The sequence below is a fragment of the Bradyrhizobium sp. SZCCHNR1043 genome (assembly GCF_032489675.1).
Lineage (GTDB): Bacteria > Pseudomonadota > Alphaproteobacteria > Rhizobiales > Xanthobacteraceae > Bradyrhizobium.
The window spans coordinates 363787-387650 of the sequence record NZ_JAUEYN010000003.1; the positions used below are offsets into that span (position 1 = coordinate 363787).

22 protein-coding genes are annotated in these 23864 nt (G+C 65.2%); 21 read left to right on the forward strand and 1 reads right to left on the reverse strand.

The window, feature by feature from the left end; all coding sequences use genetic code 11:
* The first annotated feature begins 87 nt into the window (after window positions 1-87).
* Window positions 88-1416 (forward strand): phospholipid carrier-dependent glycosyltransferase, encoded by a 1329-nt coding sequence (locus tag QX039_RS07050; RefSeq protein ID WP_315738411.1) that lies wholly within the window; start codon window positions 88-90, stop codon window positions 1414-1416.
* Between the two features lie 66 nt (window positions 1417-1482).
* Here the strand turns inward: QX039_RS07050 and QX039_RS07055 are convergent, their stop codons facing one another.
* Complete coding sequence (locus tag QX039_RS07055; protein WP_315738410.1) at window positions 1483-2133, reverse strand: OmpA family protein; 651 nt, start codon at window positions 2131-2133, stop codon at window positions 1483-1485.
* A gap of 385 nt (window positions 2134-2518) precedes the next feature.
* Between QX039_RS07055 and QX039_RS07060 the strand changes: the two genes are divergently transcribed.
* From QX039_RS07060 to QX039_RS07155, 20 genes are all read left to right on the forward strand, one after another.
* Window positions 2519-2749, forward strand: a complete 231-nt coding sequence (locus QX039_RS07060; protein ID WP_315738409.1) for a hypothetical protein — start codon at window positions 2519-2521, stop codon at window positions 2747-2749.
* 74 nt (window positions 2750-2823) lie between these two features.
* Entirely contained in the window at window positions 2824-3996 is a 1173-nt protein-coding gene (locus QX039_RS07065; RefSeq protein WP_315738408.1) for a winged helix-turn-helix domain-containing protein, read from the forward strand.
* A gap of 126 nt (window positions 3997-4122) precedes the next feature.
* The gene (locus QX039_RS07070; RefSeq protein WP_315738407.1) at window positions 4123-4680 is read left to right on the forward strand and encodes a TetR/AcrR family transcriptional regulator; all 558 of its coding nucleotides are present in this window, start codon (window positions 4123-4125) and stop codon (window positions 4678-4680) included.
* Window positions 4681-4729: 49 nt separating this feature from the next.
* Window positions 4730-5692 carry an alpha/beta hydrolase gene (locus QX039_RS07075; protein ID WP_315773397.1) on the forward strand — a complete coding sequence of 321 codons (963 nt, stop codon included), beginning with the start codon at window positions 4730-4732 and terminating at the stop codon, window positions 5690-5692.
* Window positions 5693-5940: 248 nt separating this feature from the next.
* Entirely contained in the window at window positions 5941-7272 is a 1332-nt protein-coding gene (locus QX039_RS07080; RefSeq protein WP_315773399.1) for an MFS transporter, read from the forward strand.
* 227 nt (window positions 7273-7499) lie between these two features.
* Window positions 7500-8606, forward strand: a complete 1107-nt coding sequence (locus QX039_RS07085; RefSeq protein ID WP_315738404.1) for an efflux RND transporter periplasmic adaptor subunit — start codon at window positions 7500-7502, stop codon at window positions 8604-8606.
* A 272-nt stretch (window positions 8607-8878) separates the two neighbouring features.
* Window positions 8879-12019, forward strand: coding sequence for an efflux RND transporter permease subunit (locus QX039_RS07090; RefSeq protein ID WP_315773401.1), 3141 nt, complete (start codon window positions 8879-8881; stop codon window positions 12017-12019).
* A 24-nt stretch (window positions 12020-12043) separates the two neighbouring features.
* Window positions 12044-12652, forward strand: a complete 609-nt coding sequence (locus QX039_RS07095; protein ID WP_315773451.1) for a TetR/AcrR family transcriptional regulator — start codon at window positions 12044-12046, stop codon at window positions 12650-12652.
* 65 nt (window positions 12653-12717) lie between these two features.
* The gene (locus QX039_RS07100) at window positions 12718-13341 is read left to right on the forward strand and encodes a flavin reductase family protein (RefSeq protein ID WP_315773404.1); all 624 of its coding nucleotides are present in this window, start codon (window positions 12718-12720) and stop codon (window positions 13339-13341) included.
* 51 nt (window positions 13342-13392) lie between these two features.
* Window positions 13393-13821, forward strand: coding sequence for an acyl-CoA thioesterase (locus QX039_RS07105; protein WP_315773405.1), 429 nt, complete (start codon window positions 13393-13395; stop codon window positions 13819-13821).
* A 369-nt stretch (window positions 13822-14190) separates the two neighbouring features.
* Complete coding sequence (locus QX039_RS07110; protein ID WP_315738400.1) at window positions 14191-14433, forward strand: hypothetical protein; 243 nt, start codon at window positions 14191-14193, stop codon at window positions 14431-14433.
* Window positions 14434-14592: 159 nt separating this feature from the next.
* Window positions 14593-14784: a hypothetical protein gene (locus QX039_RS07115; RefSeq protein WP_315738399.1), complete on the forward strand. Its 192-nt coding sequence runs from the start codon at window positions 14593-14595 to the stop codon at window positions 14782-14784.
* A 158-nt stretch (window positions 14785-14942) separates the two neighbouring features.
* Window positions 14943-15776: a DeoR/GlpR family DNA-binding transcription regulator gene (locus tag QX039_RS07120; RefSeq protein WP_315773407.1), complete on the forward strand. Its 834-nt coding sequence runs from the start codon at window positions 14943-14945 to the stop codon at window positions 15774-15776.
* 153 nt (window positions 15777-15929) lie between these two features.
* Window positions 15930-17483, forward strand: coding sequence for a glycerol-3-phosphate dehydrogenase (gene glpD, locus QX039_RS07125; protein WP_315773408.1), 1554 nt, complete (start codon window positions 15930-15932; stop codon window positions 17481-17483).
* The gene (locus QX039_RS07130; RefSeq protein ID WP_315773410.1) at window positions 17480-18562 is read left to right on the forward strand and encodes an ABC transporter ATP-binding protein; all 1083 of its coding nucleotides are present in this window, start codon (window positions 17480-17482) and stop codon (window positions 18560-18562) included. The genes glpD and QX039_RS07130 overlap by 4 nt, the downstream gene beginning before the upstream one ends.
* A gap of 12 nt (window positions 18563-18574) precedes the next feature.
* Entirely contained in the window at window positions 18575-19657 is a 1083-nt protein-coding gene (locus QX039_RS07135) for an ABC transporter ATP-binding protein (RefSeq protein WP_315773412.1), read from the forward strand.
* Between the two features lie 3 nt (window positions 19658-19660).
* Entirely contained in the window at window positions 19661-20563 is a 903-nt protein-coding gene (locus tag QX039_RS07140; RefSeq protein ID WP_315773413.1) for a sugar ABC transporter permease, read from the forward strand.
* On the forward strand, window positions 20563-21369 hold the full coding sequence (locus QX039_RS07145) for a carbohydrate ABC transporter permease (protein WP_315773415.1): 807 nt from the start codon (window positions 20563-20565) through the stop codon (window positions 21367-21369). Before QX039_RS07140 ends, QX039_RS07145 begins: the two co-directional genes overlap by 1 nt.
* Window positions 21370-21556: 187 nt before the next feature.
* Entirely contained in the window at window positions 21557-21886 is a 330-nt protein-coding gene (locus QX039_RS07150) for a DUF2160 domain-containing protein (RefSeq protein WP_315738392.1), read from the forward strand.
* 119 nt (window positions 21887-22005) lie between these two features.
* Window positions 22006-23748: an ABC transporter substrate-binding protein gene (locus QX039_RS07155; protein ID WP_315738720.1), complete on the forward strand. Its 1743-nt coding sequence runs from the start codon at window positions 22006-22008 to the stop codon at window positions 23746-23748.
* The last annotated feature ends 116 nt before the right edge of the window (window positions 23749-23864 follow it).

The following is a 23864-nucleotide window of genomic DNA, read 5'->3' on the forward strand; positions in this document are numbered from 1 at the left end:
GTTGTTGTAAAATGGGCACAAGTTTGCCTCGATGACCGTTCGGTGGTTAGTTGCCGCCACCGTGAGATCAGTTCAACGCGGAGGCCCATGAAGGTATCTGCTGCTCGCCGGGATGACGACGACGAGGACGGCGAGGTTGCGCAGGATGGCGCTCTGTCGGTCCGCCGCTGTGTGATGACGGCATTGCTGATCTTCGCGATCGCGCACGTCGTGCTGATGATCGGGCTCGCCTCGCCGCCGAAATTCGTCTTCGACGAGGTGCATTACGTCCCGGCGGCGCGGCAGATGCTGGGACTGGCGCCGGCGACGCCGCAGCTCAATCCGATGCATCCGCCGCTCGCCAAGGAGCTGATTGCACTGTCGATCAGGACGTTCGGCGACAACGCCTTCGCATGGCGCTATCCCGGTACCGTGCTCGGCGGGCTCGCCGTGGCCGCGATCTATCTGTGCGGCCTGGCGCTGTTCGCGGCGCAATGGCCCGCCATCGCGGCGGCGCTGCTCGCGGCCTTCAACCAGATGCTGTTCGTGCAGGCGCGCATCGCGATGCTCGACATCGGCGCGCTCGCCTTCAGCCTGCTCGGGATCGCGGCCTTTCTGTTTTCGTTCAGGCAGCGCCGGCCGCAGGTCGTGTTCGCGCTGGCGGGCGCGTTGTTCGGCCTTGCGATCGCCTGCAAATGGAGCGGGCTGTTTCCGCTGCTGACGGCGCTTCTCATCATCGGTCTCATCAAGCTGTTGCAGCACTGGCAGACCTCGTTCGGCGATGGCGAGCCGACCGACTGGTATCAGCCCGAGCAATGGCCGCAACTGAGCTGGCTGCAGATCGTGCTGTGCCTCGTCGCAATGCCGGCTGTTTGCTATCTCGCGACCTTCGTCCCGCTGCATGGCCTGTCCGTCATCGGTATCCTCGAGGCGCAGCGGCGCATCTTCGCCGACAGCGTCACCACAGCGATCGCCGGCCATACCTACATGAGCGCGTGGCCGACCTGGCCGTTGCTGGTCCGTCCGGTCTGGTTCCTGTTCGACAAGACGGGCGACACCGACATCGCCGCGGTGGTGCTGCTCGGCAATCCGCTGGTGCTGTGGCCGGCGCTTGCGGCGCTCGCGATCTGCATCCGGGATTTCATCGCGACGCGCAGCGCGGCGGCGTTCCTGATCCTGGCGTTCTATCTCGGCTGCTATCTGCCCTGGGCGCTGCTGCCGCGCGCGCTGAGCTTCATCTACTACTACCTGCCGTCGGCGACGCTGGCGAGCCTCGCGCTCGTCCATGCGCTGACCCGCTGGCCGCGCTGGGTGCTGTTGAGTTATGTCGCCGTCGCGATCCTGGGCTTCGTCGCGATGCTGCCGGTCAGCGCCGCCTTCATCGGCACGACGATGCAGACCTTCACCCGGCTGATGCTGTTCCAGAGCTGGATCTGAATCCGGACAAAAAGCGCCCCGCCTGCCAGGGACCGTGGGCAGGCGGGGCGATGCGCGGCGGAGCGCTCACTTCGCCGCGGTCTTGGTGTCCATGTTGACGACCTGGACCCGCCGGTTGAGCGGATCGGCCGGGTTGGCCGCGTCCTTGAGCTTGGTCTTGCCATAGCCGACCGTGACGAGGTCCTGGCCGGCGAGGGCGAACTTCTCGACCAGATAGCGCTTGATGGTGTCGGCACGGCGCTCGGAGAGATCCTGGTTGAAGCCGTCGCTGCCGATGCCATCGGTGTGGCCGGCAACCACGAAGGTCGAGCCCTTCAGGTTCGGATCGGACAGCGCCTTGCCGAGCTCCTGCACGGCCGGCATCGAGGCCTTGCTGATTTCGGCCGAGTTGTAGTCGAACTGGATCTCGAGATCGATCTTGGGCTTGGTCGCCGCGATCTCGGCGATCTGCTCGCGCTCGCCGAGCGACAGCGAGCGGGTCTTGCGGTTGCGCATGCTGTCGATGAAGGCCGCCTGCTTCGCCTGCGCTGCCGCGTCGGCCTGCGGGGTTGCCTGCGGTCCGACCGAAATGCCGCGCGTCACGGCCTTCGGCTTCAGCGCGTTGAGGATCTTGTCGGCCGACACGGCCTCGCCGGCGAGGGCGGTGCCTGCGCCGATCGCCAGCATGGCGGAGAACGCCGCCGCCTGAACTGCAAAGCGTCCAAAATATGGGGTCATTGTCGTTATCCTCGGGTCGTCATGCCCTATGGTCATTGGATGCGTGAACGATAGAACGGGTTCAAAGCATCAAATGTGATCGACGTCACGTTGCCGGACTGGGCGGCCCTTGCGGGGCGAAGCGAGTGGTCCGCGGGACGCGCCGCGCGCTGCCGCAAAGCGATCGGCAGGTGGCCGGTCCGCGAACAACAAATCGGCCAGATGCGCCTCTACCGGATAGCGTTCGCCGGGAAAAAATCGCAAACGTGAAGGACGCGAACGGCGACTGGATTCGTAGTCTAAGAAACGCAAACAGAAAAGCAGAGCCGTGTTCAACCCATCGCACAGGCGCGACTATCAGTCCCATCGGGCGAGCAGTCAGGATCAGACGGGATCAGCCGGTTCCATGTCGACGCTGATCGGGGCTGGCATCATTGCGGCATCGATCCTGCTGTCGACGCTGATCACCGCGGTCGGCAACCGCTATGTCGGCCTGGAAAGTCCGGCCGAGGATACGGCCTGGCTGGTCGACCGCCTGACCGGCCGCATCTACAAGTGCCGTGCGCCCGATCCCGGCCGCGCCAGCTGCAAGGCCGAGATCGCCACCGGCAGCATTCCGGACAAGGCCAAGCCGTGAGGTTCCGCAAGGGGATCTCGCCGGCCTGATTTGCCGTTGCGGGAGCGGGGGCGAATCTCGCACCATTGCGCGGCATGCCCGCTGTCCCCACGCCCATCCCGCTCTCCAAGCCGCAGGCGCGCCGCATCTGGCTGCGCGCGCAGCGGCTCGATGCCGAGGCGCCGTTCGGCGCGGGCCCCGAGGCGGTCGCCGCCGCCATTGCTCATCTCGGCTATGTGCAGATCGACACCATCAACGTGATCGAGCGCTGCCATCACCACATCCTGTTCAGCCGCATTCCCGCCTATCGCCGCGCCGATCTCAGGCAGGCGCAGAGCACCGACAAGACCGTCTTCGAATATTGGACCCACGCGCTGTCCTACATCCCGCTGCACGACTTCCGCTACTTCGTTCCGGCGATGCGCCGCTACCGCCGCGAGGGCCATCGCTGGCTGCAGACCGTGAAGCCCGAGGATACGCGCAAGGTCATGCGGCTGATCCGCCAAGGCGGCGCGCTGACGATTCGCGACATCGACGACGATGTGCTGCGCGAGAAGGACCACGCCTGGGCCAGCCGCAAGCCGTCGAAGCGCGCGCTGCAGCTCGGCTTCTACGAGGGCGTGCTGACGGTGTCGGGCCGCGACGGCATGCTCAAGACCTACGACCTCACCACCCGGCATTTCGGCTGGCAACGGCTGCCGAAGGGCGCCAACGATCGCGAGATCGCAGTCTATCTGCTCGACCGCGGCTTGCGCGCCCAAGGCGTCGTGAGCCTCGATTCGCTCTGTCATCTCAATGCGCCGAGCAAGGCCGCGGTGCGCCGGATCATCGATGCCAGGGTTCGGCGCGGCGAGCTTGTGCCGGTGACGCTGGAGGGCGCCGGCAGGCAGGAGCACTGGGCGACGCCGGCCGTGCTGGAGGAGCCGATCGAAGTCAGCACTGAGCGCGTGCACATCCTGTCGCCGTTCGATCCGCTCATCATCCAGCGCAAGCGGACGCAGGCGATCTTCGACTATGATCATCGCTTCGAGGCCTATGTCCCGAAGGACAAGCGCCTGTTCGGCTATTTCGCGCTGCCCGTCCTGGTCGGCGACGAGATCGTCGCCGCGCTCGACCTCAAGACCGACCGCCAGAACGGCAAGCTCCTGATGCAGAAATGGAGCTGGGTCGGCCAGGGCAAGGCCGCGCGTGGCGACGGACGCAAGGCGCTGAAGCGGACCATCGAGGACGAGCTGCACCGGTTCCAGCGCTTTCAGCTTGGAGACTGACCTGGTCGTCGGAGATCCGCTCAGCGCTCTTGATTTGGAAACGAATGTTTCCTAAAAGGAGGAATGACGAGGTCGCAACAGGATTCATCCGAGCGCCGCGGGCCCGGTCGGCCGCGCGAGTTCGATATGGACACCGCCCTGAACAGGGCTCTGGTGGTCTTCAGCGAGCGCGGTTATCACGCGGCGTCCTTGGCAGAACTGCGCGCGGCCATGAAGCTCGCCACCGGCAGCCTCTACAAGGCCTTCGCGGACAAGCGCGCGATCTTCCTGGCGACGTTGGATCATTACATCGCGCGCCGCGACCAGCAGGTGCGCGAGCGCATCGATGCGCAGCCCAGCGGCCGCGACAAGCTGGAGGCCTTGCTGCAGTTCTACGCGGAATCCGCCAGCGACAGCGAAGGCCGGCGCGGCTGCCTCGTCGTGACCAGCGCGGCCGAACTCGCCACCTTGGATGCGGAGGCCGCCGCCAAGGTCCGCGGAGCGTTACGGCGGGTCGAGACCCTGTTGCGCGACCTGATCAGGCTGGGCCAGGCGGATGGATCGATCCGGCCGGATCTCGACGCGGAAGTCGTGGCCCGAGCCTTGTTCTGCGTGATCCAGGGATTTCGGGTGGTCGGCAAGACAGGGCGCACGAGGAGCGAGATGATGGCCGTGGCAGACCAAGCTGCCGCCTTGTTCGCGTGATGTCGTGTCTAAATAGGAAACGATTGTTCTATAATTAGGAGGATGATCCATGACTGAGTTGATGAGTGCCATCTCTGCCGAAAGTCCGTCGCGGCTGGTCGCGGCCGAGCCGTTCGGTCGCGCCGATGCGTCGCTGCCGGGCTTTACCCACCGCTTCGAGACCGTCGATGGCCTTCGGCTGCACTATGTCAGCGGTGGCCCGCCGGCTGGCGAGGTCGTGGTGCTGCTCGCCGGCTTTCCCGAAAGCTGGTTTGCCTGGCGCAAGGTCATGCCGCTGCTCGCGTCGCGCTATCGGGTCATTGCGCCGGATCTCCCCGGGCAGGGCGATTCGGACCGGCCAGCCGACGGCTACGACACTCAGACCCTGGCCACGGCGGTGCATCGCCTGCTGCAGCAACTCGGCGTCACCAGCTATCATCTGGTGGCCCACGATATCGGTGCGTGGGTGGCTTATCCCTATGCGGTGCTGTTCGAAGCCGAGGTGCGCAGCCTGGCGCTGCTCGATGCGGGAATTCCCGGCGTCACCCTGCCCGAGGCGCTGCCCTTCGCGCCAGACCGCGCGTGGCGCACTTGGCACTTCGCGTTCCACGCCGTCGCGGATCTCCCGGAGATGCTGATCCACGGCCGCGAACGCGACTATCTCGCTTGGTTCCTGCGCCGGAAGGGTGCCAATCCCGAAGCGTTCTCCGAACGCGATCTCGACGAATACGCCCGCGTGCTGACCAAGGCCGGCGGCTTGCGCGCCGGGCTCGCTTATTATCGTGCCGCCGCACTGTCCGCGCGTCAGAACCGCGAGCTGAAACAAAGGGGCAAGCTGAAGCCGCCGGTGCTCGCCGTCGGTGCCGACCAGGGATCGATCGTGGACATGGCCGCGCCGCTCAGGGAGGTCGCCGATCACGTCGAGGGCATCACCATCTCCTCGTGCGGCCACTACATTCCGGAAGAGCAGCCTGCCGTTCTGGCCGAGGAGCTCAACGCCTTCTTCAGCCGCGCCGGCGCGGGGCCGATCTGAGCTTTCGGTTGATATCGCGGCTTGCCGTTGGCAGGCCTATGCCCAAGCAGGCCGCGTCGCGATCCGGTCGATCCAGATGCCGACGACGCGGATGAGCATCTCGGGCGAGGAGGGCGTCATGCGCGGGCCGCGCCCCCGCGATGCGCCGACGGGCTGTGGGATTTCAGGTTTTCCGATTGACTTGCCACGACCGATGCTCAACACCGCCTTCAACTATCAATGTCCAGAAAGCTCCGGGGAGGAGATCGATGAGTCCGTCCGCCACCAGTCCGGCCGCGCTTGGCCGCTCCGATATCGAGTCCGCGACCATCCGCGCCATCTCCTGGCGCCTGATTCCGTTCCTGGTGCTGGCCTATTTCTTCTCCTATCTCGACCGGGTCAATCTCGGCTTCGCCGCGCTGACCATGAACGCGGAGCTGAAATTCTCGCCGCTGGTGTTCGCCTGGGGTGCGGGCATCTTCTTCATCGGCTATTTCATCTTCGAGGTGCCGAGCAATCTGGCGCTGGAGAAGTTCGGCGCCAGCCGCTGGATCGCGCGCATCATGGTGACTTGGGGCATCATCTCGGCGCTGATGGCCGTGGTCTCGGGCCCGTGGAGCTTCTACACGCTGCGCTTCCTGCTCGGCGTCGCCGAGGCCGGATTCTTTCCCGGCATCATCCTCTATCTCACTTATTGGTACCCCGCCCAGTATCGCGCGCGCTTCCTCGCCGCCTTCGCGGTTGCCGTGCCGATTTCGACCGTGATCGGCGCGCCGGTCTCCGGCCTGCTGCTCGGCATGCACGGCCTGATGGGACTGCAGGGCTGGCAGTGGCTGTTCATCATCGAGGGCATCCCCTCGGTCATCCTCGGCGTCGTCACCTGGTTCTACCTGACCGACCGGCCGGAGCATGCGACCTGGCTGTCCGCGGAGCAGAAGGCCTGGCTCGCGGCGAAGCTCGAGGCCGAGACGGCGGCGAAGCAGGCCGCCGGCCACATGACGCTCGGCGAGGCGCTGTCGTCGCCGAAGGTGATCGTGCTCAGCCTGATCTATTTCGGCTTCGTCGGCGCGCTCTACGGCATGCAGTTCTGGCTGCCGCAGATCGTCAAGGCATTCGGACTGACCAATGTGCAGACAGGCTTCGTCACCGCGATCCCCTATGCGTTCGGCACCGTCGCGATGATCCTGTGGGCGCGGCATTCCGATGCGACACGCGAGCGCGTGATGCATGTCGGCGCGCCGCTGATCCTGATCGCGGTGGCGCTGGCCGCATCGAGCATGATCGGCGATCCCACGCTCACCATGGTTGCGCTCACGGTCGCGGCGATCGGCGTGTTCTGTGTCTTCGGCGTGTTCTGGACGCTGCCGACGGCATGGCTGTCGGGTACGGCCGCGGCCGGCGCCATCGCGCTGATCAACTCGATCGGCAATCTCGCCGGCTTCGGCGGCCCCTATCTGGTCGGCTGGATCAAGGACACGACCGGCTCCACCACCCACGGCCTGCTCGCGCTGTCGGTGCTGCCGCTGATCGCCGGGCTGCTCGCGTTCTTCGGTGGCCACGAGAGCAAGGTCGAATTCGCCGGGCAGGCGCCCGCGGAGTGAAGCCGCACGATGCATGCCCTGATTGCGGGGCCGGGCTCGACCGCGGCGGCGGACGGCCCCGGAATCGGTGGCGGGTGAGCGCACGGCGGAGTTCCGAGCCGGCCTGCCGCTCCACTGAGCACCTGCGGCAACATGTCCAGATGATCACGAAGTCATGATTGCTGACGAATATTGACAATCGTCATTCGACATTCGACACTTCCTCGTAAGAGCAGCGAGGGTGCCCCATGTTGATCCGCCTGATTTTCGCGAGCTATTCCAAGCTGTTGACCGGCCTTGCGCTGGCCACGATGGCCGTCGCCCTGGCCGGGTGCAATGAAACCGTCGCCCAGAAGGCCGAGCCGGTCCGGCCGGTTCTGGTCGCGCCCGTCCATTACGAGGCCGAGACGCCCGAGCGCAGCTTCGTCGGCACCATCCGGCCGCGCATCGAGGCCGATATCGGCTTCCGCGTCGCCGGCAAGGTCGCCAAGCGCCTGGTCGAGGTCGGCCAGACCGTGGAGGTCGGCCAGCCGCTCGCCACGCTCGACGAGGTCGACCTGAAGCTGCAGGCCGAGCAGGCCGAAGCCGAATTCCGCGCCGCCACCGGCGTGTTGGCGCAGGCCTCCGCTGCCGAGACCCGCGCCAAGGAGCTGCGCGCCAAGGGCTGGACCACGGATGCCCAGATGGACCAGGCCAGGGCGTCCGCCGACGAGGCGAGGGCGCGGCTCAATCGCGCCGAGCGCTCGGTCGAGCTGACACGCAACTCGTTGTCCTATGCGACGCTGGTTGCCGACGCGCGCGGCGTCGTCACCGCGAGCATGATCGAGCCAGGCGTGGTCGTTGCCGCCGGCCAGGCCGCGATCCGTGTCGCGCGCTTTGCCGAGAAGGAAGCCGTTGTCGCGATCCCGGAGACCCTGCTCGAGCGCGCCAAGACCGGCAGCGCCTACGTCACATTGTGGTCGGAGGCAAACAAGCAATATGCGGCGAAGCTGCGCGAGATCGCGCCCACCGCCGATTCCGCGACGCGCACCTATCTCGCCAAGTTCTCGCTGCCGGACGCTGGCGACGCCGTCTCGCTCGGCATGACCGCGACGTTGACGCTCGCCGATCCCGCCACCACGCGCGTCGCGCGGCTGCCGCTGTCGGCGCTGTTCAGCGATGGCCGCGATCCGTCGCTCTACGTCGTCAACGACAAGGGCGAGGTGACGCTGAAGCCGGTGAAGGTGAAGGCCTATGACAGCAAGGACGTGCTCGTCACGTCAGGCGTTGACGAAGGCGACAAGGTCGTGGCGCTCGGCGTGCAGAAGATCGATCCCAGCCAGAGGGTGCGCGTCGTGTCGGCGCTGACGTTCTAGCTCTGCCGTCGTTCCGGGGCGCACGTAGTGCGAACCCGGAACCTCGAGATTCCGGGTTCGATGCGTTCGCATCGCCCCGGAATGACGGACGTAACGGTCGTCATCGCGAGGAGTGAAGCGACGGCGCGATCCAGACTGTTTTTTCTGCAGGCGGATTCTGGATTGCTTCCGCCGTCGCCCTTTGGGCTATGGCGGACAGGTCGCTTCTTTCGCAATGACGGTGACTAACAGCAACGGCTCGGACCAGTGATATCGAATCTCGGAGAGCACCCATGAAGCGGTTCAACCTGTCGGCCTGGGCGGTCAATCATCCGCCGCTGGTGCTGTTCCTGATCGTCGCGCTCGGCGTCGCCGGCTTCTTCTCCTATCAGAAGCTCGGCCGCGCCGAAGATCCGTTCTTCACCGTCAAGGTCGTCAACGTCTCGGTGATGTGGCCCGGCGCCACGGCGACTGAGATGCAGAGCCAGGTCGCCGACCCCATCGAGAAGAAGCTGCAGGAGCTGCCTTACTTCGAGAAGGTGCAGACCTATTCGAAGCCGGCCTTCACCGCGATGCAGGTGACCTTCCGCGATTCGACCCCGCCGGCCCAGGTGCCGCACCTGTTCTATCTGATCCGCAAGAAGCTCGACGACGTGCAGTCGTCGCTGCCGTCGGGCATCATCGGTCCGTTCGTCAATGACGAGTTCTCCGACGTCGATTCCATCCTGTTCATGATGACCGGCGACGGCGCCGACTATGCGCAGCTGAAGAAGACCGCCGAAGGCCTGCGCCAGCGCCTGCTGAAGGTCGCCGGCGTTACCAAGGTCAATCTCTACGGCACCCAGGACGAGCGCATCTATGTCGAGTTCAGCCATGCCAAGCTCGCCACCCTCGGCATCACGCCGCAGGCGCTGTTCGATTCGCTTGCCAAGCAGAACAATGTGACCCCGGCCGGCACGGTCGAGACCTCGTCGCAGCGCGTGCCGCTGCGCGTCACCGGCGCGCTCGACGGCGCCAAGGCGGTCGCGGAGACGCCGGTCGAAAGCAACGGACGCGTGTTCCGGCTCGGCGATATCGCCACCGTCAGCCACGGCTTCGTCGATCCGCCGAGCTTCAAGGTGCGGCAGGAGGGCAAGCCCGCGCTCGGCATCGGCGTCGTCACCGCCAAGGAGGCCAACATCCTGGAGCTCGGCAAGGAGGTGCACGCCGCCGCCGCGGATTTCATGAAGGCGGTGCCGCAGGGCATCGAGATCGAGCAGATCGCCGACCAGCCCAAGGTGGTCGAGCACGCCGTCAGCGAGTTCGTGCACTCGTTCGTCGAAGCGCTGGTGATCGTGCTGTTCGTGTCGTTCCTGGCGCTCGGCTGGCGCACCGGCATCGTCGTGGCATTGTCGGTGCCGCTGGTGCTCGGGCTCGTCTTCATCGTCATGAACATCATGGGGCTCAACCTGCATCGCATCTCGCTCGGAGCCCTCATCATCGCGCTCGGCCTCCTGGTGGACGATGCCATCATCGCGGTCGAGATGATGGTGGTGAAGATGGAGCAGGGCTGGGACCGGATGCGCGCCGCGTCCTTTGCCTGGGAATCCACCGCGTTCCCGATGCTGACCGGGACCCTGGTCACGGCCGCCGGCTTCCTGCCGATCGGCTTCGCCAATTCGGCCGTCGGCGAATATGCCGGCAGCATCTTCTGGATCGTCGCCATCGCGCTGGTCGCGTCCTGGTTCGTCGCCGTGATCTTCACGCCCTATATCGGTGTCAAGCTGCTGCCCGACATGAAGGCCCATCACGGCCATGACGAGCACGCGGTCTACGACACGCGCATGTATCGCGGCCTGCGCGCCATCGTGCGCTGGTGCGTCACGCATCGAATCACCACCGTTGCCGCGACGGTCGGCGTCTTCGCGGCATCGATCGTGGCCTTCGGCCATGTCCAGCAGCAGTTCTTTCCGCTGTCGGAGCGGCCCGAGCTGTTCTTGCAGCTGCGGCTGCCGGAGGGCACCGCCTTCAGCGTCACCGAGAAGGCGGCACGCAAGGCCGAAGCGCTCTTGAAGGACGACAAGGACATCGAGACCTACACCGCCTATGTCGGGCAGGGCTCGCCGCGCTTCTGGCTCGGTCTCAACCCGCAACTGCCGAACGAAGCCTTCGCCGAGATCGTGATCGTCGCCAAGGACGTCGCCGCGCGCGAGCGCATCAAGGCCAAGATCGAGACCGCGGCTGCGAATGGCGAGCTGAACGAAGCGCGCGTCCGGGTCGATCGCTTCAATTTCGGTCCGCCGGTCGGCTTCCCCGTCCAGTTCCGCATCATCGGCCCCGATGCGGCCAAGGTGCGCGAGATCGCCTACCAGGTGCGCGACGTCATGCGCCAGAACCCGAACGTCAGGGATCCGCAGCTCGACTGGAACGAGCAGTCGCCCTACCTCAAGCTGGTCGTCGACCAGGATCGTGCCCGCGCACTTGGCCTGACCCCGCAGGACGTGTCGCAATCGCTGGCGATGCTGATCTCCGGCGTGCAGGTCACGACCATCCGCGACGGCATCGAGAAGGTCGGCGTCGTCGCGCGTGCGGCGCCGTCCGAGCGGCTGGATCTCGCCCATGTCGGCGATCTCACCATCACCTCGAAGAACGGCATCGCGGTGCCGCTGCAGCAGATCGCCAGGATCGAGTATTCCCACGAGGAGCCGATCCTGTGGCGGCGCAACCGCGACATGGCGATCACCGTGCGCGCCGACGTGGCGGACGGGGTCCAGGCGCCCGATGTCACCAACCAGATCTCGCCGAAGCTACAGGACATCCGCAACCACCTCGAGCCCGCCTACCGGATCGAGGCCGGCGGCGCGTTCGAGGAATCCGCCAAGGGCAATGCCTCGATCTTCGTGCTGTTTCCGCTGATGGTCATCGTGATGCTGACCCTGCTGATGATCCAGCTGCAGAGCTTCTCGCGGCTGATCCTGGTGTTCCTGACCGCGCCGCTCGGCATTGTCGGTGCCTCACTCGGGCTCAATGTCGCCAACGCGCCGTTCGGCTTCGTGGCGCTGCTTGGCCTGATTGCGCTTGCCGGCATGATCATGCGCAACGCGGTGATCCTGGTCGATCAGATCGAGACCGACGTCGCCCATGGTCTGACCCGCAAGGACGCGATCATCGAGGCCACGGTGCGCCGCGCCCGGCCCGTGGTGCTCACCGCGCTGGCCGCGATCCTCGCCATGATCCCGCTGTCGCGCTCGGCGTTCTGGGGCCCGATGGCGATCACCATCATGGGCGGGTTGTTCGTTGCAACCTTTCTTACGCTGCTGTACTTGCCAGGATTGTATGCCCTATGGTTCCGCAAGAGCCTGGACGAGCGCGGAGCGAAGGACGCGGATCATTCCGCAACGCAGCACGTTGACGTGCCGAGGCCCGCGCTTCCTTTGGCCGAGGCCGCCGAATGAAGGACCAACAAGATCGCAGGCATGATGACCCTGGTTTCCGACCATATCGAATCCGATACGCACGAACGCATTCTCGTCGTTGCTGAGCGTCTGTTTCGACAGATCGGCTACCAGAAGACGACCGTCGCCGACATCGCCAAGGAGCTCCGCATGAGCCCGGCGAATGTCTACCGGTTCTTCGATTCCAAGAAGGCGATCCACCGGGGGGTCGCCCGCACGCTGATGGCGCAGGTCGAGGCGGCTGCCATCGCGATCGCGGAGCGGGCGGGGCCTGCGGCGCCGCGGCTGCGCGAGCTGCTTGGCACCATTCATCGCATGAACACCGAGCGCTATGTCGGCGACAACAAGCTGCACGAGATGGTCGCGGTGGCGATGGAGGAGAGCTGGGACGTCTGCGAGGCGCACATGCTGCTGATCACCGAGATCATCGGCCGCGTGATCGGGCAGGGCGCGGCCTCCGGCGAATTCGCCGTCACCGATCTGCCGCTGGCGGCAAAATGTGCGACGACCGCGATGATGCGCTTCTTCCATCCGCAGATGATCGCGCAATGCGCGACCAAGCCGGGCCCGACGGTCGACGAGATGATCGATTTCGTGCTGGCAGGGCTTGGTTCCAGGGGCGCTGCAAGCTAAGTTCGCCGTCATTCGAGCGAAGCTTCGTCGCTTGCGCTCCCCGCAATGACGGAAGGGACGACGGCGTGACCGAACGGGATCTGCATTTCTACGAACCGAAGAACGGCCACGGCCTCCGCCACGATCCCTTCAATGCCATCGTCGCCCCCCGTCCGATCGGCTGGATCTCGTCGCGCGATCCGGACGGTCACGTCAATCTCGCCCCCTACAGCTTTTTCAACGCCTTCAACTACACCCCGCCGATCATCGGCTTCTCCTCGACGCAGTGGAAGGACTCGGTCGCCAACATCCAGGACACCGGCGAGTTCGTCTGGAACCTGGTGACGCGCGGCCTGGCCACGCAGATGAATGCGACCGCCGCGCATGTCGCGCGCGAGGTCGACGAGTTCAAGCTTGCGAGCGTGACGCCGGTGCCGTGCAAGTTCGTCAATGTGCCGCGCGTCGGCGAAAGCCCTGTCGCGTTCGAGTGCAAGGTGACGCAGATCATCCAGCTGCAGGGCGCCGATGGCGCCAAGGCGCAGGCCTGGCTGACGCTCGGCGAGGTGGTCGGCGTGCATATCGACAAGACGCTGATCAAGGACGGGGTCTATCAGACTGCGCTGGCGCATCCGATCGTCCGCGCCGGCCGTCGCGGCGACTATTTCGAGATCATGCAGGAGGCGATGTTCGAAATGGCGAGGCCCGACTGACGGCCTTGCTCGACGCCTCTTGAACGCTCCCGCAATTGGAGACCATCCGACGTGACCGAAGCGACCGTCCATGCCGCGCTGTCCGCGCCGACCGAGCCCCGCGGCGATCTCTGCATCCGCACTCTGGCGATGCCGGCCGACACCAATGCCAATGGCGACATCTTCGGCGGCTGGCTGCTCAGCCAGATGGATGTCGGCGGCGGTGTGTACGCCGCCAAGGTCGCGAAGTCGCGCACGGTGACGGTCGCGATCGAGGCGATGAACTTCCGCAAGGCGGTCTATGTCGGCGATCTCGTTTCGGTCTATGCGCATCTCGTCCGCGTCGGCCGCACCTCGATGACGGTGCGTCTCGAAGCCTGGGTGCTGCGCCGGAAGGAGGAGCAGCCGATCCTCGTCACCGACGGCAACTTCACCTACGTCTCGATCGACGACGACGGCCGGCCGCAGCCGATCCGGCGCGACGGGGCGACCCCGGCCTGATCGCAATCTTGGTCTCCCGCCAAAATAACATCAGTTAATGCCCGGCATATGCCACTTGCTCGGCATAGGAACCGTGATCCGGCGGCGCGCGCTCATTCGAGCTCGCGTTTGCGGCGTCTGTGCCGATCAATCTCGCGCGATGTAGGCCTTGTCCACAGGGCAGGCGTGTTTACGATATTTGCAAGTTCTGGTTGCTTGGAGGTGTGATGCCGCGTCTCTGCCTCATTGCGCGCTTCGAGTGGCGCATCGGACGGGCATCGAGGTTGGTAGTCCGCTTCCGATCAACAAGGCCAAAAGGGCCAGCCGGAAAAAAATGCCGGCACAGGGAAATGGCGGGGCGCGGTGCGCGAACAGGGTGGGAGGAAGTCCATGTCGGACGTCGACGAGAAACTGATCTTGCAGGTCCTGAAGAAGCTGCAGCAGCGGCTTCTCCACGCCGAGCGCAGGATTTGCGTCTACGAGAATCAGCTCAGTGCGTTTCGTGAGGATCAAGTCGAGGTGTTGAAGGATCTGCGCACCATCTATCAGTTGCTCGGTCAGCATCACGACCGCATCGGCGGGGCCGATGCGTCGCTGCGCAGGCCGACGCTCGTCCCGAATGATCCACGCTGATTCGGCCGTGTCGTGACGGTGAAGGCGCGTGCAGCGCAGCCAACATAACATCCACACAATTTCCTGTTGGCATGCAGATCGGATAGCCGGGGGCTCCAGGACCGGAACGTTCGTCATAGAGCCCTGTTATACGCCCGGAATGAACGACGGGATTTCGCAATGTCCGACACCTATATCATCGAGGTCAGCTCCCAGGCGGCGGGGATCGTCGTCCGCGATCGTGGCGGCTTCCGCTTCTTCGCGGCGTCCCACCGTTTCAATGCCCTCGAGGGCCAGGTGTTTCGCAATGCCCGCGAAGCCGAACGCGCCGCGCTTCGGCTCGTGACCGGCGAGCTGAGCGCAGCCGCCTGAGCGAGCTTGGCGCACGCGGCCGCCGGCGCACGTCAGCCGGACCGTGCCGCGCCGGACGTGCTCCGAGCCGGCGATTGCTGCGATGCGCCCAATGCTTCGCCGATTGACGCTTGACTCGATCAGCATCACCATGGTGCAGCTTGTCCTGAAAGCTTGCCATGGCCGTCCTTTCCCAACGCCAGACCGACATCCTCAACATCGCCCGCGCCTCCGGCCGCGTCATGGTGGAGGATCTCGCGCGCCGCTTCGAAGTCTCGGCCCAGACCATCCGCAAGGACCTCAATGATCTGTGCGAGCAGCGCGCGCTGACGCGCATCCATGGCGGCGCCATCATCGCCTCCGGCGTCGAGAATCTTGCCTACGAGGCGCGGCGCTTCGTCGCTGCCGACGAGAAGAAGGCGATCGGCGCGGTCGCCGCCGCGCGGATTCCGAACGGCTCCTCGCTCTTCATCAACATCGGCACCACGACGGAGGAGGTGGCGAGCGCGCTGTCGTCGCACCAGGACCTGCTCGTCATCACCAACAATCTCAACGTCGCGATGCTGCTCTATCCGCATCCGCGCATCGAGGTGATCGTGGCCGGCGGCACCGTGCGACGCTCGGATGGCGGCGTGATCGGATCGACGGCGACGCAGCTGATCGGCCAGTTCAAGGTCGACTACGCGATCATCGGCGCATCCGCGATCGACGAGGAGGGCGCGCTGCTCGACTTCGACTATCGCGAGGTGCAGGTCGCCCAGGCCATCATCGCCAATGCCCGCAGCGTGATGCTGGTCGCCGATTCCACCAAGCTTCATCGCAGCGCGCCGGTGCGCATCGCCCATCTCAGCCAGATCCAGACCTTCGTCACCGACCGGCCACTGCCGGACGGACTGGCCAGCCTCTGCCATAGCCGTGGCATCGAGGTGGTCTCGGCGATGCCCGCCGCCGACGCCGACGACGCCGCGGAGGCAACCGAAACGGCGGGGTCCGCCGTGCTCCGCCGCGCCTGACTTTCCGCCACTCTCGCAGGCTCCTTGATCCCGGTTTGGGCAGGTTTTGCCCAATCGCGGCCCAACATGCGAATTTCGATTTGCTTTCACTTTCGTTTGTGTTTAACTCGAAACCGAAAGTGAAATCGCCACAGTCAAGGCGATTGCCGGGGGATGCGTCTGTTGGAGCGGATCTACGACCTCGCCATTATCGGAGGCGGCGTGAACGGTTGCGGCATCGCGCGCGATGCGGCCGGACGCGGAAATTCCGTTTTCCTTTGTGAAATGAATGATCTGGCGAGCGGAACCTCGTCCTGGTCGACCAAGCTCGTGCATGGCGGTCTGCGCTATCTCGAATATTACGAGTTCCGGCTGGTCCGCGAGGCGCTGATCGAGCGCGAAATCCTGTGGCAGATCGCGCCCCACATCATCCGCCCGTTGCGTTTCGTGCTGCCGCATCATTCGGGCCTGCGCCCGGCCTGGCTGCTGCGCCTCGGCCTGTTCCTCTATGATCATCTCGGCGGCCGCAAGCTGCTGCCGCCGACGCGGTCGGTGAACCTGCGCAGCGACGAGGTCGGCCGCCCCTTGATCCCCGGGCGCTACAGCAAGGGCTTCGAATATTCCGACTGCTTCGTCGACGATGCGCGTCTGGTCGTGCTGACTGCGCGCGATGCCGTCGATCGCGGCGCCGTCATCCGCACCCGCACGCGCGCGATCGAAATCCGGCAGGATGGCAGCCATTGGCTGGTCACCACCGAGAACGCGCAGACCGGTGAGCGCGAGACCATCAAGGCGCGCGCGCTGGTCAATGCCGCCGGTCCCTGGGTCGAGCAGGTGCTGGCGACCGGCGCCGGCGTCAATGCGAAAGCGAAAGTGCGGCTGGTGCAGGGGTCGCACATCGTGGTGCGCAAGCTCTATGACCACGACCGCGCCTACATCTTCCAGAACGCCGACGGCCGCATCATCTTCGCCATTCCCTATCAGCAGGATTTCACGCTGATCGGCACCACCGATCGCGACTATCAGGGCGATCCGGCCAAGGTGAAGGCGACCGACGAGGAGATCGCCTATCTCTGCGCCGCGCTCGGCGAATATCTCGCCAAGCCGGTGACGCCGGCCGACGTGGTCTGGAGCTATTCCGGCGTGCGTCCGCTCTATGACGATGGCGCCAGCGAGGCCAAGGCGGCGACCCGCGACTACGTGTTCGAGCTCGATACGCCCGGCGGCTTGCCGCTGCTGTCGATCTATGGCGGCAAGATCACCACCTACCGGCGCCTGTCGGAAGAGGCGCTGGAGCGTCTCGCCCCCTATGTGAAAGGTGGCAAGGCGGAGGAGGGGTGGACCGGCAAGGCGCCGCTGCCCGGCGGCGACATGAAGGTTTCGGCCGTTGCGCCGTTGATTGCGGATCTCCGCAAGACCTATCCGTTCCTGTCGGATGCACATGCGAAGCGGATCGCCCATGCCTATGGCACGCGGGCTGCGGCCATGCTCGCCGGTGCGACATCTTCGGCCGATCTCGGCCAGGATTTCGGTGGCACCTTGACGGAGCGTGAAGTCAGGTACCTGATGACGAACGAGTGGGCGTTGACGGCCGAGGACATCGTGTGGCGTCGATCGAAGCTGGGGTTGCGGATGTCGGCGGCTGAGATCGCCGCGCTCGATGCGTGGATCACAGCCAATCGCGAGCGCTCCGCCGTGCCGGCGCGTGAGGCGGGAGGGCGCGCATGAGCGTCACGCTCGATCACGTCTCCCGAATCGTCGACGGCGTGACCACCATTCGCGACGTCTCGCTGACGTTGCAGCGCGGCACGCTGAGCGTGCTGCTCGGGCCGACGCTGTCCGGCAAGACCTCGATCATGCGGCTGCTCGCCGGCCTCGACCGGCCGACCGCGGGGCGGGTGCTGGTCGACGGCAAGGACGTCACCGGCGCCGACGTGCGGCAGCGCTCGGTCGCGATGGTCTATCAGCAGTTCATCAACTATCCCTCGCTCTCGGTCTATGAGAACATCGCCTCGCCGCTGCGCGTGCAAGGCAAGTCGCGCCAGGAGATCGAGAAGCGCGTGGCGGAAGCGGCCCGGCTGCTGCGGCTCGAGCCCTATCTGAAGCGCACGCCGCTGCAGCTCTCCGGCGGCCAGCAGCAGCGCACGGCGATTGCGCGCGCACTGGTGAAGGGGGCGGACCTCGTGCTGCTGGACGAGCCGCTCGCCAATCTCGACTACAAGCTGCGCGAGGAGCTGCGGACCGAGCTGCCGCGCATCTTCGAGGCATCCGGCGCAATCTTCGTCTATGCCACCACCGAGCCCTCGGAGGCGCTGCTGCTCGGCGGCCGCACCATCTGCATGTGGGAAGGGCAGGCGCTGCAGGCCGGCGACACCGCGGCCGTGTATCGCCGACCCGACACCTTACGTGTCGGCCAGGTATTCTCGGATCCGCCGATGAACACGGTCGAGATCCAGAAGCGCGGCGAGAGCGTGGAGTATGCCGGCGGGGTCAAGGCGCCGGCGGTCGGCCTCTATGCCGCTCTGCCGGACGGCGCCTATCGCGTCGGCTTTCGCCCGCATCAGCTCGGGCTTGGCAAAGGCGACGGCAGCCACGGCCGCCATGCCTTTCCCGCGACCGTCTCGGTCACCGAGATCACGGGATCGGAGAGCTTCGTGCATCTGACGCGCGACGGCATGAACTGGGTCGCGGTGCTGCACGGCGTCCATGAATACGAGCCCGGCGAGGTCCTCGACGCCGTGCTCGATCCTGCCAATGTGTTCGTGTTCGACGCCGGCGACCGTCTGGTCGCGGCGCCGGCGATCTGAGGGAGATGCCGCATGGCCCGCATTGACCTCGTCGATCTCGCCCACGCCTATAACGGTAGCAGCGGCGATATCGAAAGCTACGCGCTGAAGCCGGTGACGATGACCTGGCGCCAGGGCGGCGCCTATGCGCTGCTCGGCCCGTCCGGCTGCGGAAAGACCACGCTGCTCAACCTGATCTCCGGCATCCTGACGCCCTCGCACGGCAAGATCCTGTTCGACGGCACCGACATCACCAAAGCCTCGACCCGCGAACGCAACATCGCGCAGGTGTTCCAGTTTCCGGTCATCTACGACACGATGACGGTGGGCGAAAATCTTGCGTTTCCTCTGAAGAACCGCGGCGTGCCAAGGGCCGAGATCGACAAGCGCGTTGCAGAGATCGCACGTCTGCTCGATCTCACGCCGGACCTCAACCGCAAGGCCACGCGCTTGACCGCCGACGCCAAGCAGAAGATCTCGCTCGGCCGCGGCCTGGTGCGCTCCGACGTCGCCGCGGTGTTGTTCGACGAGCCGCTGACGGTGATCGATCCCGAGCTGAAATGGCAGTTGCGCTCGAAGCTGAAGGCGCTGCATCGCGAGCTCGACCTGACGATGATCTACGTCACCCACGATCAGACCGAGGCGCTGACCTTCGCCGACACCGTCGTCGTGATGCATGACGGCCGCGTGGTGCAGAGCGGCGCGCCCGCTGAGCTGTTCGACAAGCCGGCCCATACCTTCGTCGGCTACTTCATCGGCTCGCCCGGCATGAACATCCTCTCGGCCGAGGTGAAGGGACGTGAAGCCCGCATCGACGGTCACACCCTGACGCTGGCGCGCAGCTACGACGCGCTGCCGGCCGGAGCCAAGATCGAGATCGGCGTCCGTCCGGAATTCGTCGATGTCGCTCAGCCCGGACCCGGCCTGCTCGATGCCAATATCGAGCGCGTCGACGATCTCGGCCGCATCCGCTTCGCGCGCGTTCGTGTCGGCGACGTCAAGTTCGCCGCGCGACTGCCGGCCGGCTTCTCGCCGCAGGGTTCGGCGATCGGGCTGAAGTTCAATCCAGCCTATGTTCACGTCTATGCCGACAGTCGTCTCGTCGAGGGAGCCTGAGTGATGGACAAGACCATCAACAACAAGGCCTGGTTCCTGGTGCTGCCGGTGTTCCTGCTGGTCGCGTTCTCCGCCGTGCTGCCGCTGATGACGGTGGTGAACTATTCGATGCAGGACACGTTCGGCAACAACCAGTTCTTCTGGAACGGTGTCGGCTGGTTCAAGGAGCTGCTCGATCCCTCGACCGATCTCGGCGGCCGCTTCCTCGCCTCGCTCGGGCGCAACCTGATCTTCTCGCTCGCAATCCTGGCCATCGAGGTGCCGCTCGGCATCGTCGTGGCGCTGTCGATGCCGCGGGGCGGATGGACCGTGGCCTTCTGCCTCGTCGTGCTGGCGCTGCCGCTCTTGATTCCGTGGAACGTGGTCGGCACCATCTGGCAGATTTTCGGCCGGCCCGACATCGGCCTGCTTGGCTATGCGTTGACGAGCGTAGGCATCGACTACAATTACGTGTCCAACGATCTCGATGCCTGGGCCACCGTCATCGTGATGGACGTGTGGCACTGGACCAGCCTGGTGGCGCTGCTGTGCTATGCCGGCCTGAAGTCGATCCCCGACGCTTATTATCAGGCTGCGCAGATCGACGGCGCCTCGCGCTGGGCGGTGTTTACCGCAATCCAGCTGCCAAAGATGCATCGCGTGCTGCTGATCGCCGTGCTGCTGCGCTTCATGGACAGCTTCATGATCTACACCGAGCCGTTCGTCGTCACCGGCGGCGGACCGGGCAATTCGACGACCTTCATCTCGATCGAGCTCGTCAAGATCGCGCTCGGCCAGTTCGACCTCGGCAAGGCGGCGGCGCTATCGCTGGTCTACAATCTGATCATCCTGATCGTGTGCTGGGTGTTCTACACCATCATGACCAATGCCGGCGCCGAGCGCCGGCCGGTGAAAGGGGGCGCGTGATGAACACCATTCCGGGCCGTCGCATCATCATCTCGCTGTTCCTGGTCTTCCTGCTGTTGCCGATCTACTGGCTCGTCAACATGAGCTTCAAGACCAACAACGAGATCGTCACAACGATGACGCTCTGGCCGCATCAGCCGACGCTGGCCAACTACATGCGCATCTTCACCGACGAGAGCTGGTATTCCGGCTACATCAACTCGCTGAAATACGTGATCCTCAACACGGTGATCTCGATCCTCGTGGCGCTGCCGGCGGCCTATGCGTTCTCGCGCTACCGCTTCCTCGGCGACAAGCACCTGTTCTTCTGGCTGCTGTCGAACCGCATGGCGCCGGCCGCGGTCTACGCGCTGCCGTTCTTCAATCTGTACTCGGCGATCGGCCTGTTCGATACGCCGTGGGCGGTGGCGCTGGCGCATTGCATCTTCAACATCCCGCTTGCGGTCTGGATCCTCGAAGGCTTCGTCTCGTCGGTGCCGCGCGAGATCGACGAGACGGCGTTCCTCGACGGTTACTCGTTTCCGCGCTTCTTCGTGAAGATCCTGGTGCCGCTGATCGCGAGCGGCATCGGCGTCGCCGCCTTCTTCTGCTTCATGTTCTCCTGGGTCGAGCTGCTGCTCGCGCGCACGCTGACCTCGGTCTATGCCAAGCCGATCTCGGCGGTGATGACCCGGACCGTGTCGGCGTCCGGCATGGATTGGGGCCTGCTCGCGGCTGCCGGCGTGCTGACCATCATCCCCGGCGCGCTCGTCATCTGGTTCGTCCGCAACTACATCGCGCGCGGCTTCGCGCTGGGACGGGTGTGATCATGCACACTTGTCGCCACGGCCTCCGTTCCGCCTCTCCCGCTTGCGGGGGAGGCCGTATCGCATCGCCAGATGCGATACGGGTGGGGGCATCTCTCCTCTTGGGCAGTCGGACTCGCGGCGCCCCCACCCCAACCCTTCCCCGCAAGCGGGGGAGGGGGTCCATTATCGCCTGGAGCTGATAGCCATGGACAGCATCGCATGGATGGCCTGGACTGCGCCGACGGCGATCTTCTTCGCCGCGCTGGCCTGCACCCTTGGCGTCATGACGCTACTCGCCGCGCGCTATCCCGAGGCCGAGCGCGTCGGCGTGCTGCGCATTCCGACCACGCGCGGCGACCGCCTGTTCATCTCGCTGATCTCGGCCGCCGTCATTCACCTCGTCTGGATCGGGCTTGTCGGCACCGACACGATCGCGACCCTGCCGGTCGGCGAGGACAGTTTTGAGGTTTCGAGCCTGTGGCTCGCGACCGCAATTTCGCTTGCATCCGCCGTTGCGATCTTTCGCACCGTCTGAGGCAGGCGAGGAAGGGCAGATCCGGGGGCAACCCGGACCTGGATACGTCGCTCAAGGAGGAAAGCATGCGACACTTGAAACCTAGGAAGCATCACCTGACCAAGGCAAGCTATCTCGCGATGACCAGCGCTGCCGCGCTGTTCGCCGCGACCATGACGCTGTCCGTGCCGGCGCTTGCCGACGACGCCACGATCCAGAAGTGGATCGACAGCGAATTCCAGCCTTCGACGCTCTCGAAAGAGGAGCAGCTGAAGGAGCTGCAGTGGCTGGCCAAGGCCGCCGAGCCCTTCAAGGGCATGGAGATCAACGTCGTCTCCGAGACCATCACCACGCATGAGTACGAAGCCAAGACGCTCGCCAAGGCGTTTAGCGAGATCACCGGCATCAAGCTCAAGCACGACATCATCCAGGAAGGTGACGTCGTCGAGAAGCTGCAGACCCAGATGCAGTCCGGCAAGAACGTCTATGACGGCTGGATCAACGACTCCGACCTGATCGGCACCCACTTCCGCTACGGCCAGACCATCGCGCTGTCGGACTACATGAAGGGCGAGGGCAAGGACGTTACCGACCCCTATCTCGACGTCAACGACTTCATCGGCAAGTCGTTCACGACCGCTCCGGACGGCAAGCTCTATCAGCTGCCCGACCAGCAGTTCGCCAATCTGTATTGGTTCCGCTACGACTGGTTCACCAATCCGGACTACAAGGCCAAGTTCAAGGCCAAGTATGGCTACGACCTCGGCGTGCCCGTGAACTGGTCGGCCTATGAGGACATCGCCGAGTTCTTCACCAACGACATCAAGGAGATCAACGGCGTCAAGGTCTATGGCCACATGGACTATGGCAAGAAGGATCCCTCGCTCGGCTGGCGCTTCACCGACGCCTGGCTGTCGATGGCCGGCAACGGCGACAAGGGCATCCCGAACGGCCTGCCGGTCGACGAATGGGGCATCCGCATGGAAGGCTGCCGTCCGGTCGGCTCCTCGGTCGAGCGCGGTGGCGACACCAACGGTCCGGCGGCGGTCTACTCGATCACCAAATATCTCGACTGGATGAAGAAGTACGCGCCGCCGCAGGCGCAGGGCATGACCTTCTCCGAGGCCGGCCCGGTGCCCGCGCAGGGCAACGTCGCCCAGCAGATCTTCTGGTACACCGCCTTCACCGCCGACATGGTGAAGCCGGGTCTGCCGGTCGTGAACGCTGACGGCACGCCGAAGTGGCGCATGGCTCCGTCGCCGCACGGCGCCTACTGGAAGGAAGGCATGAAGCTCGGCTATCAGGACGCGGGCTCGCTCACGCTGCTGAAGTCGACCCCGCCGGATCGCCGCAAGGCCGCCTGGCTGTACCTGCAGTTCATCGTCTCCAAGACGGTCAGCTTGAAGAAGAGCCATGTCGGTCTCACCTTCATCCGTGAATCCGACATCTGGGACAAGTCGTTCACCGAGCGTGCGCCGAAGCTCGGCGGCCTCGTCGAGTTCTATCGCTCGCCCGCGCGCGTGCAGTGGACCCCGACCGGCAACAACGTGCCCGACTATCCGAAGCTGGCGCAACTGTGGTGGCAGAACATCGGCGATGCGTCGTCCGGTGCGAAGACGCCGCAGGCCGCGATGGATGCGCTCGCAGCCGCCCAGGACTCCGTCCTCGAGCGTCTCGAGAAGTCCAAGGTCCAGGGCGAGTGCGGTCCGAAGCTGAACAAGAAGGAATCGGCCGAGTTCTGGTTCAACAAGTCGGCCAAGGACGGCAACATCGCTCCGCAGCGCAAGCTCGCGAACGAGAAGCCGAAGGGCGAGACGATCGACTACGACACCCTGATCAAGTCGTGGCCGGCGACCCCGCCGAAGCGCGCAGAGGCGAAGTGAGCCCACGCTCTGAAGTCGTCGTCCGGCTCGACCGGGCAATCCCATCACGAAGGCCGGGAGCAATCCCGGCCTTTTCTTTTGGCCCAGAGGTGAGGGGCTTCCCGTTCCATTCGGGA